Origin of the sequence: Acinetobacter sp. ANC 4204, assembly GCF_002135205.1 — a bacterium.
Lineage (GTDB): Bacteria > Pseudomonadota > Gammaproteobacteria > Pseudomonadales > Moraxellaceae > Acinetobacter.
Genome location: NZ_NEFZ01000002.1, coordinates 600,868 through 613,878, shown reverse-complemented (window position 1 = coordinate 613,878; position 13,011 = coordinate 600,868). Strand labels below are relative to the sequence as shown.

At 42.4% G+C, this 13,011-nt stretch carries 7 protein-coding genes; 6 read left to right on the top strand and 1 reads right to left on the bottom strand.

Features of this window, described 5'->3' with window-relative positions:
- Positions 1-2: 2 nt before the first annotated feature.
- The gene (locus B9T36_RS06690; RefSeq protein ID WP_086208730.1) at positions 3-2,687 is read right to left on the bottom strand and encodes a TonB-dependent receptor; all 2,685 of its coding nucleotides are present in this window, start codon (positions 2,685-2,687) and stop codon (positions 3-5) included.
- Positions 2,688-3,435: 748 nt separating this feature from the next.
- On the opposite strand from B9T36_RS06690, the gene B9T36_RS06685 reads away from it, so the two are divergent.
- The 6 genes from B9T36_RS06685 to B9T36_RS06660 are packed head-to-tail and all read left to right on the top strand — an operon-like array spanning position 3,436 to position 12,938.
- The gene (locus tag B9T36_RS06685) at positions 3,436-5,235 is read left to right on the top strand and encodes an ABC transporter substrate-binding protein (RefSeq protein ID WP_086208729.1); all 1,800 of its coding nucleotides are present in this window, start codon (positions 3,436-3,438) and stop codon (positions 5,233-5,235) included.
- Between the two features lie 13 nt (positions 5,236-5,248).
- Positions 5,249-7,057: an ABC transporter substrate-binding protein gene (locus B9T36_RS06680; RefSeq protein WP_086208728.1), complete on the top strand. Its 1,809-nt coding sequence runs from the start codon at positions 5,249-5,251 to the stop codon at positions 7,055-7,057.
- Between the two features lie 24 nt (positions 7,058-7,081).
- Positions 7,082-9,097, top strand: coding sequence for a M3 family metallopeptidase (locus tag B9T36_RS06675; protein ID WP_086208727.1), 2,016 nt, complete (start codon positions 7,082-7,084; stop codon positions 9,095-9,097).
- A gap of 11 nt (positions 9,098-9,108) precedes the next feature.
- A complete protein-coding gene (locus B9T36_RS06670; protein WP_086208726.1) occupies positions 9,109-10,047 on the top strand; it encodes an ABC transporter permease in 939 nt (312 codons plus the stop codon).
- 7 nt (positions 10,048-10,054) lie between these two features.
- Positions 10,055-11,200 carry an ABC transporter permease gene (locus tag B9T36_RS06665; protein WP_086208725.1) on the top strand — a complete coding sequence of 382 codons (1,146 nt, stop codon included), beginning with the start codon at positions 10,055-10,057 and terminating at the stop codon, positions 11,198-11,200.
- A 10-nt stretch (positions 11,201-11,210) separates the two neighbouring features.
- Positions 11,211-12,938 (top strand): ABC transporter ATP-binding protein, encoded by a 1,728-nt coding sequence (locus tag B9T36_RS06660; protein ID WP_086208724.1) that lies wholly within the window; start codon positions 11,211-11,213, stop codon positions 12,936-12,938.
- Positions 12,939-13,011 lie beyond the last annotated feature (73 nt).

Genomic DNA, 13,011 nt, shown 5'->3' with positions numbered 1-13,011 from the left:
GATTAGAACTTGTACGTACCTCTTAAGTAGAAAGTACGTCCTGTCGGATCGCTGTAACGAGGGTCATAGCCGTATTGGAAGTTATCTAGAACGTTAGATGCTGCAGGCTCTTCATCAAATAAGTTTTTAATTCCACCTGTAAGCTCTAAGTTTTTGAAACCTTTATAGGTGCCTGCAATGTTGTAGAGGGTATAGTCTGAAACTTTGTGGTTATCATAGCCTTCTTCGCCTGTTGCATTCTGGTCATGGTAACCGCGGAAGAATTGTTGTTCAAAGACCAGTTTCCAGTCTTCATAGCTCCAGTTAATGTTTGCTGTGTGTTTCCAACGCAGTACAGCAGGGTCATCATATGTTCCGACTTTGCCTTCCCATGCACCACCTTTTTCTTCTTGTTTGTCGTATTTGATGATATATGTACCATCAATCCCGAAACCAAACCGTCCTGTAGCTGTCATAGGTGCAAGATAGTTTAAGGAAAGATCGACACCTTCTGTTTTGATCCCCCCCATATTTACCAGTGTTGTATTAACATATTGGATACGACCTTCTGAATCACGAACAAAACGATCTGCGTACTTTGTTGGATTTTGGAAAATCATGGCATCACTAATGGTGTCAATTAAGCCATCAATTTCGATATTGTAATAGTCAGCTGTAAAGACAAGGTTTTTGATTGGTTCAAAAACGAAACCTGCTGTTATTGTGGTTGATTCTTCGGGTTGTAAGTCTGCTGATCCGCCTTGCATGCGCTTAAATTGAGTATTACATTCTGTTTTGTATTGCGTTGGCGTTGAGTCGATACCATTTGGGCAAAGTACAGGGTCATTGTATTTAGCACCTGTGTAGGTTTGGCTTTGTGGTGCATTAATTTCATATAAGCTTGGCGCGCGGAAGCCTGTACTGTAGGTGCTTCGGAACATTAATTGTTTTAATGGTTCCCAACGTAAACCTACTTTTGGATTGAAGGTGTCGCCAAAGTCGCTGTAGTCATCGTAACGGGCAGCAAGTTGCGCTTCTAAGGTGGAAGTAATGGGAATTTGTAGTTCAGAGAAAACAGCTGTAATGTCACGATCACCTTTACTGACGGGTTTATCTGGGTCAATACCACTGCCTGGGACTAGTCGTACAAGATCTGAGTTTACAGTCGCTTCCCAATCTTGGGTGGTAAAGCTCCCTCCAAAGGCAAAGCCGACATCACCTGCAGGAAGGGTGAAAATAGGACGGCTGATCGTAAAGTCAAATGTAGTTGAATCTAAAGTTGCCTCATTGGTCGTACCGCTGACTTCTAATGAACTCCAAGCATTTGCATCTGCCGAAGCACCAAAGGGATTAATGGTGCCGTTGTCTAGACCCTCTTGAAGTTTGTTTCTATTTAAGTAGCCACTTACAAAACTATCACTTGCTTTACCGTGAGCATAGGTCACACCGCTGTCGATGTTCCAGCCATAAGCTTCGCCTTCAATACCCGCAAAAATACGATGCGATTCATTGGTTGACTTAGAAACACGATTACCTGCTTGTGAGCGGAGGTAGAGTTGTAACGGGTCACCACTTAAGCCATTAACCGCAGGAGTAATACCTTCTCCTGGGTAGTATTGGCTACTTTTCGGAATAGTTACAGATCGGCTATACACATCGGGTGCAATCGAAGTTGTGACTTCATTTTTTGCATATACATATTCTGCAATCGCGTTGAATTGATCACTCAACTTAAATGTCGCTCGTCCAAGCGCAGATAGGTCTTCTGTTTCTGGTTGAATTGCAATCAGGGCTTGGGTGTTTAAAAAGCATAAGCCACCATCTGCAACGACATTGGGTGTGTTATTACAGTTGGCATTGCCATAAGGATTGGCCTGTATGCTACTGGTTGGGTCATAAAAGTTGGCTGGAAAGCCGTTAGCAGAGCTCCCATCAATCCCTAGTTCTGGTAAAAGTCCTCCACGGCGACTGACTTTTCGGTCTTTGGCCATAATTTCTTTAGACTTCTGGTAACTGACAGCGCCATAAACGTTAAAGCCTTGTTCATCTAAATCGCCATAGCCACCAAAGATAGAGACATCGTATTCTTCTCCGCCTTTTTCTTCTGGCTTAAGTGCGCCACCACTGATACCAAAGCCTTCATATTGTTTTTTTGTGATGAAGTTAATCACCCCTGCAATTGCATCTGCACCATAGACCGCAGAGGCACCATCGCGAAGGACTTCAATTCGCTCTACCATTGCCAGTGGAATGGTATTTAAGTTGGTTTCGGATGTACTAAATGGGCTATAGGCTAAGCGACGACCATTTAACAAGACTAAAGTTTTGTCTGAGCCTAGACCACGTAAATTTGCAGTTGAGCCAGAAGTATTACTTGCACCTACGTTTTGAGCCGTACTGTAACCGGCTTGGTTTGCACTAATTTTGGTTAATGCTTCTTCGGCTGTTGTAACACCTTGTTGAGCAAGTTCTTCAACTTTAATGACGGTAATGGGTGAAGAACTTTGAGCTGCGACCCCTTTGATAGAGGAACCTGTGACAGTCACTTTGGCAACTTTTTTAGTTGGTTCTGCTGAGACTGAGCTTTCTGTTTCTTCTGCATGAGCTAAAGACAAACACATCATACTTAAAGTCAGGGTACTTAGTTTAAGTATTGATTTGCTGATGGTTGGGGTCCCCATAGATCGAACAAGTTTGTTTTTTTGCATCGTAAATTCAACCCTTCTTTTTGTATATTTAGCGGTATTGCTGTGCAGGGGGATTGCAAGGCAAATGCCAACTTTTGGTGATATGCAAAAGACTGTGAATTAAGTTATTGGAATATATTGTTTTATTTTATGTTTTGTTATCTTTTATGTAATTTTCCTCCATATTTTGATTAATTGTGGATTTTAAATGGCAAAAAATTACTTATAAATAGATCAAAAAATAGTCATAAAATGATTATTCATATAATAAATGATCTAAAATGAGTCGTCTTTTTTTGAATTTTTAATAAAAAATTCAAAAAATAATCCTATCGCTTATTTTATTTTAATTAAATTAAAACAGTACCTTATGTATAACATTAGGCTTTTTATTCTAACTTGTAATGTTCATGTTTGAATCATTGGTGTATTAAATCTGTGCAACAGTTTATGTAAAGTGAATATTTAAAAATGGCTACTAATTGGCAAAATGTATCTTGGTGTTTTTAGCGCAATTTTTATAACTAATTAATAAGCATGTATTTTTCCTGCAAAATGTTAAATTAGAATCATAAAAAAATAAGCGTGGCATGATATTCGCTTTATCGCTGTGGTGAATAGATGTCCATGGTTGTTTTTTATTTTTAAAAACTAAAATTTAATTTATAAAACATGGGCTTGTGTTTATTTTTTTTGTCAGTGTGATGTTGGGAGAAAGAACACTGACAAATTGACCATGCTTTGCATGAGATAACATGGCTTAAAAAATATGTGTATAGGTACGGACTTGAATTCAAAAAATTTTAAGGTTGCTGCTTTATCCCTTGTGATAGGTTTCGGTGTTTCCGCTTATGCAAAGTCACCTGCGGATCCAAATAAAATATTAAATATTGCCTATGAAGCCCCCGATGATGGTTTTGATACGGTTAAAACTTATAATTTCTATAGTGGCAGTATTGCCCAAGCCATTTTTGAACCGCTTTTAAAATACGATTATTTGGCACGCCCTGCTCAATTGGTGCCAAATACCGCAGTGTCGATGCCAAAAATAGAACAAGAGGGCAAAGTCTATACCTTTAAAATTCAGCCCAAGATTTATTTCAGTGATGACGCGGCATTCAAAGGGAAACCGCGAGAGTTGGTTGCGCAGGATTATATTTATTCCATGATGCGAATTATGGACCCGAAAAACCGCTCACCGACCTATTCATTTATTGAAGGTAAGATTGTCGGTGGAGATGCTGCTGTTGCCCAAGCCAAGAAAACAGGTCAGTTTAATTATGATGCTACGATTTCTGGCCTAAAGGCGATTGATAAATACACACTACAAATCACATTAACCCGTCCAGACTATAACTTTCCCTATATCTTGGCTTATGCCACATTTGGCGGAACAGCACGGGAAGTAGTGGAGTTTTATGGGGATCGAATTGCGCAGCATCCAGTGGGGACAGGACCTTATCAGTTGAGTAAATATGTACCGCGGAGTCGTATTGAGCTGGTGGCTAACCCGAAATACCGTGGTTTTATTTGGAACTTTAAACCTACAGGTTCGAGTTGGGACAAGCGTCTGGCCAAAGAGATGCAAGGCAAAAAAATGCCGCAAATTGGTAAAGTCAATGTCAGTATTATTGAAGAAGAGCAGTCACGTTGGCTTGCATTTAAATCGGGACAACTCGACTTTGATAAACTCACGTCCAATGCGGTGCCACAAGCCTTGAATGGTAAGCAACTCAAACCTGAACTGGTCAAGCAGGGCATTCAGCATTTCCCCAATAAAGACGCTGAAATCACCTACACCATGTTTAATATGCAAGATCCTACAGTGGGTGGTTTTGGGCTTGAAAAAGTTGCATTAAGACGCGCGATTAGTTTGGCCTATAACCAAGCAGAAGCCATTAAACAACTGTATAAAGGGCAGGCAGTGAAGTCTGAAATGTTGGTGCCTGAGGGGGTACAAGGTTTTAATCCCAACTATCGCAGCAGCGTGGCTTATAACCCGCTCTTGGCGAATAAATTACTGGATCGTTTCGGTTATAAAAAAGCTGCAGATGGCTATCGCAGCCTACCCAATGGTCAACCTCTAACACTCAAGTTTATGACCGAAAATAGTTCCAGTTCCGTGATTCAGTCTGAACTGTGGAAGAAAAATTTAGATGCCATTGGTATCCGTGCTGATTTTATCGTGAGTAATTTTGCCGATAACTTAAAAGCTGCGATGCAATGTAAATATATGGTTTGGGGTGGGGCTTGGATTGCGGATTATCCTGAAGGGGAAAACTTTGCCCAACTGCTGTATGGACCCAATTCGACGCAGGGCAATCTCAGTTGCTACCAGTCCAAAGCCTATGATGCACTTTATATACAGGCGATGGCACTCCCACCACCTCAGCGACAACCATTTTATGAAAAACTCAGTCGCCAAATTGAAGCGGATAATCCATGGATTATTCATAACAGTCGCATTCGAAATTGGTTGTTACATCCACAAGTTCAGGGGTTTAAAGCCCATCCGATGATGAATACCAACTGGCAATATCTTGATATTCAGCCCATAAAAAATAATTGAGATATCGAACACAATGAAAAATCTAAATCAGAAATTTAAACGATGGGGGCTGAGCATTCTGGCAGGCAGCATTCTGCTGAGTAGTTCAGTTTCCAGTTTTGCACAAAGTCCTGCCGACCCGAAAAAAGTTTTACGTTATGTTTTTCCTGTAGCTGAAACAGGCTTTGACCCTGCGGGCGTGCATGACTTGTACTCGGCCCATGTCAACGGTTCGATTTTTGAAACTTTATTTACTTACGATTATTTGGCCTCACCTGCGAAATTGGTACCACGAACAGCTGTGGCTTTACCTGAGGTGAGTGCAGATGGATTGACCTATACCATTCGTTTGCAAAAGGGGATTTATTTTGCTGCTGACCCCGTGTTTAAAGGTAAAAAGCGTGAGCTGACTTCGGCCGATTATGTATATACCTTTAAGCGTTTACTGGATCCGAGCTTGCGTTCACCCAACAGTTGGTTGCTTGATGGGCGAATCTTAGGGATGGAGGCTTTGCTGAAACAAGCACAGAAAACAGGGAAATTCAATTACGACCAACCTATCGCAGGCTTACAAACACCAGACCGTTATACCTTGGTCATTCGTCTGACTAGCCCCGATCAGAACTTTCCGATGCTGCTTGCGCATCAGCCTGCAGGTGCAGTTGCACGGGAAGTCATCGAAAAATATCGTGACAAAGCGGGTTTTGTGATGGGGCATCCAATAGGCACAGGGCCATATATGCTCAGCCGTTGGACGCCAGGTTCGCGGATTATTTTAAAGGCCAATCCTGATTTCCGAAGTTTTGTTTGGAACTTTAAGGCCAGTACGCCTGAAGACCAAAAAATCGTCAAAGCCATGCAAGGCAAAAAGATGCCACAAATAGGGGTGATTGATATTCAAGTGATGGAAGAGGGCCAGTCGCGATGGTTGTCATTTATTAAAGATGAAGTAGATTTGTTTGCCCTTGATGGTGAGCTGACAGTTCAGGCCTTACAAGATGGAAAGTTAAAACAGGAATTGGTCAAGAAAGGCGTACAGTTGTCAAGGATCACGGACCCTTCGATTGACTATCATTATTGGAATATGCAAAACCCAGTGGTTGGCGGTTTAAGTAAAGATAAAATTGCCCTGCGCCGTGCTATGGCGATGGCTTTTTCAGCCGATAACTATATCAATATTTTACAAAAAGGTGATGCGCAAAAACTGCAAGCACCGATTCCAAGTGGTGTCATTGGTTACGATCCCAATTATCGAAGTAGCATTCCTTATTCAGTCAAAGCAGCAAATTTATTGTTAGATCGTTATCACTATAAAGTCGCTGCTGATGGTTGGCGTACTCAGCCGAATGGCAAACCTTTGCTGATTGAGATGACACTTTCGGGTAATAATTTACGCAGTCAACAACAGGCCGAGTTTTGGAAAAAAACTTTAGATAGCATCAAAATCAAAATGACCACCAAGTCTCTGCCTTTTGCTGAAGCTTTGAAATTAGAAAAACAGTGTAAAACCATGTTTAAGGCATCAGCATGGATAGCAGACTATCCTGATGCAGATAACTTTATGCAGTTGTTTTATGGCAAGAACATCAAGATCACCAACAATGGCTGTGCCAAAATTCCTGAATATGACCGCTTATATGAACAAGCTCAGAAGATGACACCGAGTCCAGAGCGCGATGCGATCTACGCCAAAATGTCACGCCTGCTGGAAGTGTATATGCCTGTGCAGGTGATTGGCGCGCGTTATCGAAATATCTTGGCACAACCGCGTGTGATTGGATTTAAAAAGCATCCCATACTGCCCGCAGAGTGGATGTATATAGATATTGATTTGAAGAAATAGAAATTAAATAAAACTGGAGTCATGATGAAAAAGCAACATTTTAAATTCACCGCATTGTGCATGTTAGGTTTAGGGATGAGTCAGATTGTTTTGGCTGAAACAGCACAGCGCCAAACCTTGCCGAGCTTTCAAGCCAAAGATATCCCTGCGCGGTGTAATGCCAAAATTGCGGATGTGAAAAAGCAACTCAAAGCGTTTGAAAATAAGCCCCTTAAAAACGAAACGGCAGCAGCGCCTGTATTGGCCGAATGGGATCATATTTTTGCATCATTTGAAGATTTTTATGGCCCGATTGGTCTGTATAGCAATGTTGACCCTGATGAGGCACTGCGTAAAGCGGCTGAAGACTGTGAAATTAAAATTAGCCAATTCCAAACCGATGTTTATCAAAATCCAAAGCTATATCAACAAATTAAAAAAGTTAAAATTGCTGATCCAATTGAAGCCAAGTTCCGTGAAGATATTTTGGAAGGTTTTGAAAAAACAGGGATACAGCTTTCAGCAGATAAACAAGCACGCTTAAAAGCGATTTTTGATGAACTGGCAAAAATTGAACAAGAGTATGCACGTAATGTACGTGATAATCCTGAAAAACTCGAATTTAGCCCAGATGAGCTAAAAGGCCTGCCACAAAGTTATATCGACGGCTTAAAGAAAAATGACAAGGGTAATTATTTACTCGGGTTTGAGTATCCAGATTATCGTCCTTTTATGGAGTTGGCAGATAACGATGACGCACGTAAGCGTTATCAAATTGCATTTACCCGACGTGGCGGTGAGAAAAATCTAGCGCTGCTGAAGCAAGCCATGGACTTACGTTATGAGCTAGCACAACTGTTTGGTAAGTCCAGTTATGCCGAGTGGGTACTACAAAGTCGGATGGCGAAAAACCCTGAAACCGTGAATAAATTCTTGGCAGAGGTGCATGCTACCGTGGCGCCCCTAGAGAAAAAGGAAGTTCAGACTTTACGTGAGTTTAAAGCACAAAGTCTAAATATCCCTGTTGAGCAAGCCAGTATTGAGCGTTGGAGCGAAGCATATTGGAGTGAAAAATTACGCAAAGCCAAGTATCAGGTCGACCAAGAGCAGCTACGTCAGTATTTCCCAACTCAAGCTTCTCAAGATTGGCTGTTTGCGATTTCTGAAAACTTGTATGGCATCAAGTTTAAGCCTGCCAAAGTTGAGGTTTGGCAAGATGAAGTGGAATATTACGATGTGACCGATGCCAAGACTGGGCAACTGCTCGGCGGTTTATATATGGATAAATTTCCACGTAAAGGCAAATATGGGCATGCTGCTGTGTGGGGTGTTTATGGTGGTAGTAGCCTAACTGGGCGCAAACCGATTTCAGCATTGGTCACCAACTTTAACCGTAATGGTTTAAATAGCGATGAGTTAGAAACTTTTGTACATGAGTTTGGTCATGCGTTGCATGGCATTTTATCCAACACACGTTTCTCATCTCAGTCAGGAACTTCGGTTGAGCGAGACTTTGTCGAAGCACCTTCACAAATGTATGAGGAATGGGCACGACGCAAAGAGACTTTGTCCAAGGTGGCAGATTATTGTAAACCTGACTGCCCACGTGTGGATGATGCATTGATTACTAAGCTCAATGCCGTGCATAGCTATGGACGCGGTTTACATTATGCACGTCAGACGTTGTATGCACAGTATGACATGGCACTACATGGCAGTGATGCACGAGAGGTTCAGCCCTTAAAGGTTTGGGAAAAAATGGAAGGTGCAACGGCTTTGGGTTATGTTCCGACCACTGAGTTTCCAGGGCAGTTTGGTCACATCATGGGTGGTTATCAAGTCGGTTATTACGGCTATATGTGGTCAGAGGTGATGGCATTGGACATGCTTTCAGCCTTTGGTGATAACTTAAATAACCCTGAAGTGGGGCAGCACTATCGTCAAACGATTTTGTCCCAAGGGGGGCAAAAACCTGCCAAAGCATTGGTCAAAGACTTTTTGGGTCGTGAGCCTGATAACAAAGCCTTTTTCGATGAAATTACCGGTCAACGGGTGAAATAAGGGGCATTTTTATGCTGGCATATATTATTCGCCGAATTTGGCAAATGATCCCGACCATGCTTGGGGTGGTGTTGCTGATTTTCTTCTTGTTTAACTGGGTAGGTGGTGACCCTGCCTATATTTTGGCAGGGAAAATGTCGAACCCTGAACAGATTGAAAATATCCGACAGCAGCTTGGGGTCGATCAGCCCTATTATGTGCAACTGTGGATTTTCATTAAGCAGATTTTGACTTTTGATTATGGGCTGAGTTGGAGTACAGGAGAGTCAGTATCGCAAATCATTACGACACGACTCGGGCCTTCGCTGACTTTGCTCATTCCACTGACGATTTTACAGACCATCATTTCTATTGTGTTGGCTTTGGCGGTAGCAGCGGTGCGCGGCAGTTTAACAGATCGTATGGTGATGATGCTGTGTACGATTGGCATGTCGATCAGTATCTTGGTGTATATCATTGTTTTCCAGTATGTCTTTGCCTATCAGTTGAGCTGGTTTCCAGTCCAAGGTTGGAGTGATAGCTTTGGCGAAAACCTCTTTAAATATGCTTTATTGCCTATTCTGATCATGTTGGTGGTCAGTATTGCCCCGACTTTAAGGCTGTATCGTAGTTTTGTTTTGGATGAGGTTAATCAAGACTATGTTCGTACTGCACGTGCCAAAGGGATTGGTGAACGGCGCATTTTAGGTGTGCATGTGCTACGTAATGCCTCAATTCCGATTATTACAGACGTGATGGCAAGTTTACCTGCTTTGTTGATTGGTGCATTTTTGATTGAGCGTTTCTTTGGTATTCCGGGCATTGGGCGTGAAGTCATTATTGCGGTAGAGCGTAGTGATTTTCCTGTGATTAAAGCCATTACTGTGTACGTTGCCCTCGCAACGATGTTTTTCAACTTGATTGCCGATTTGATTTATAAATGGGTCGATCCTCGCGTACAGTTGAAGTAGGTGAATTATGCTCAGTGTTCTCACTAAAAGAAAACCAGATACTGCTGAACCTGCAACAGCGTCTACAGGGCTATGGCAACTCGCTATGCGCCGATTAAAACGCGATCGCATCGCCATGTTTTCACTTCTGATCGTGTTGTTTTATTTGGTGCTGTTAATTTTGTCATCGACTGGCTTAATTGCAAAAGACTGGAATAAAGAAGTCGCTGTGAGTTATGCACCTCCTACGTTTATCGGGGCAGCTGTAGTGCCACTCCCGCAAAGCGAAGTGCAAAAAGTCGAAGCGGCTGTGCCTGAAAACCCTGTTGATCCTTTGAAAGATGTGATTCGTGAGCTCAATGCAGAAATTGCTGCTGAACAGGGTGTAGGTGGTGCTATTGATTACTATGGGGTTGTTGATCCTTTAGCCGAAGACATGAAAGCGATTGACCAAGCCTTGGATGGGCATTTGTTGGATCAGCAAGCGGAACTCAAGCCAAGCTTGGTTTTAGGTGCCGACAAATGGGGACAGAGTGTTTTATTGAAAACCATTAAAGGTGCAGAAACATCAATTATTGTTGGCTTGGTCGCCGCTTTTCTTGCTGTCGTGATTGGTACCATTTTAGGTGCCATTTCTGGCTATTTTGGTGGCTGGGTCGATGATGTCTTGAACTGGTTTTATAACATTTTTACCTCGATTCCTTATTTGCTCTTGGTGCTAGCGATTGCCGCAGTACTACAACAAAAAGGCATTTTATCCATTGTTTTGATTTTGGGTTTAACGGGGTGGACGGGGGTATATCGTTTAATTCGTGCTGAATATATGAAGCATACTTCGCGGGAATATGTGCTGGCGGCAAAGGCAATTGGGGTGAGTCATAGCCGACGTATCTTTGTGCATATATTTCCCAATGTCAGTCATATTGCACTGGTTCAAATGTCAATTTTAGTGGTGGCCTTTATTAAGTCAGAAGTGATTTTGAGCTTCCTTGGTTTTGGTGTCCCAGTTGGTGTGGTGTCATGGGGCAGTATGTTGAATGAAGCGCAAAGTGAGTTGATTTTAGGCAAGTGGTGGCAGTTAGCGGCTGCTTCTGTAGCAATGGCGGTTCTGGTCACTGCATTTTCAATGTTTACTGATGCATTGCGTGATGCATTAGACCCAAAACTGAAATAGGAGCATGAGAATGTCTGAACTCAATGATATGACAGCGCCAGCCTTACTTCAGGTGGAAAACTTGCGTGTCAGCTTTAAAAATGAAGAAAAGCAGTACATTGAAACGGTCAAAGGCATCAGTTTTAGTATTCCAGTGAATACTACTGTGGCTTTGGTTGGGGAGTCAGGGAGTGGGAAGTCGGTCACATCGCTAGCCACCATGGGGCTGTTACCTACAGAAAGCAGTCAAATTGCTTTGGACAGTAAAATTCTGTTTGAGGGGCAAAACCTACTTGATTTACCACGCCGTGAAATGCGGAAAAAGTGTGGTAAAGATATTGCCATGATTTTTCAGGAACCGATGTCATCCTTAAATCCAGTGTTTACGGTGGGTTCACAAATAGCCGAAATTTTGCAGTTGCATTTGGGCATGAGTCGTAAGCAAGCACGTGCACGTGCTTTAGAACTCTTGATAGAAGTTGGAATTCCATCTCCTGAAACCAAGATTGATGCTTATCCGGGACAGTTGTCAGGAGGACAGCAGCAGCGCGTCATGATTGCCATGGCGATTGCCTGTAAACCTAAACTCTTGATTGCTGATGAACCGACGACAGCGTTGGATGTCACTATTCAAAAGCAAATTTTGGAGTTGCTGGAGTCTTTGCGGAAGAAGCACCACATGTCAATGCTGTTTATTACCCATGATTTGGCTTTGGTTGGGGAAATTGCGGATCAGGTAATCGTGATGCGGCATGGTCAAATTCGTGAACAAGGCTGGGTGAAAGATGTGCTTGAACACCCTCAAGATGTCTATACCAAAGCGTTGTTGCACTGTCGCCCACAGCTATCTAAACGACCCATGCGTTTACCGATGATCAGTGACTTTATGCAGCAAAAGGGTGATGACTATATTGAAACGCATACTTTAGATGTTGATCAGTTACAACAAAGAACACGAGGTTTAACAGGCCAAGAAGAGATCATTTTAGATGTACGTGATCTTAAAAAGTCATTCTTTAGTCGAAAAGGATTGTTCGGTAAGGATGAATTTCAAGCGGTCAAAGGTGTTACTTTTCAGTTAGCAAAAGGCAAGACTTTAGGCTTAGTGGGGGAGTCTGGTTCGGGGAAAACCACGATTGGGTTGTTACTCATGCGGTTACAGGAGGCAACAGGTGGTAAAGCTTTGTTTCAAGGACGCGATTTGCTGTCGATGACAGAAAAAGAGTTTGCTCAGTATCAACGTAAGATTCAAATTATTTTCCAAAATCCCTATGCATCACTCAATCCACGCTTTACTGTTGGGCAGATTTTGATGGAACCAATGCAGGTACATGGGATCGGGGTGGATGATATTGAACGCAAACAGATGGCGTTGGATCTGTTGGAGCGCGTGAGCTTACCTGCACAGGCTTTTTATCGTTATCCGCATGAGTTTTCTGGTGGGCAACGTCAGCGTATTGCAATCGCGCGTTGCCTAACTTTAAAACCTGAAATTCTGATTTGTGATGAGTCAGTTTCTGCGTTGGATGTCTCGGTACAAGCCCAAGTATTGAATTTGCTGCAAGACTTACAGGATGAGTTTGGTCTAAGTTATATCTTTATTTCACATGACTTGTCTGTAGTGAAATATATTTCAGATCAAATCATGGTTTTGAATCATGGTGATTTGGTGGAAATAGCCAATTCGGATGATTTGTACCAGTCACCACAGCATGACTATACCAAGCGCTTGCTTAGTGCTATCCCGCAGGGAGTGTAGTGAAGAGGGAGTGGGATAATGAAACGCTCAATAAATTGGGCGTTTTTATGAGGGTTTACATCTTCTTCGCACT

Coding starts and splice junctions, on each gene's coding strand:
- B9T36_RS06690 (WP_086208730.1), bottom strand. CDS start 2,687: ATGCAAAAAAACAAACTTGTTCGATCTATGGGGACCCCAACCATCAGC.
- B9T36_RS06685 (WP_086208729.1), top strand. CDS start 3,436: ATGTGTATAGGTACGGACTTGAATTCAAAAAATTTTAAGGTTGCTGCT.
- B9T36_RS06680 (WP_086208728.1), top strand. CDS start 5,249: ATGAAAAATCTAAATCAGAAATTTAAACGATGGGGGCTGAGCATTCTG.
- B9T36_RS06675 (WP_086208727.1), top strand. CDS start 7,082: ATGAAAAAGCAACATTTTAAATTCACCGCATTGTGCATGTTAGGTTTA.
- B9T36_RS06670 (WP_086208726.1), top strand. CDS start 9,109: ATGCTGGCATATATTATTCGCCGAATTTGGCAAATGATCCCGACCATG.
- B9T36_RS06665 (WP_086208725.1), top strand. CDS start 10,055: ATGCTCAGTGTTCTCACTAAAAGAAAACCAGATACTGCTGAACCTGCA.
- B9T36_RS06660 (WP_086208724.1), top strand. CDS start 11,211: ATGTCTGAACTCAATGATATGACAGCGCCAGCCTTACTTCAGGTGGAA.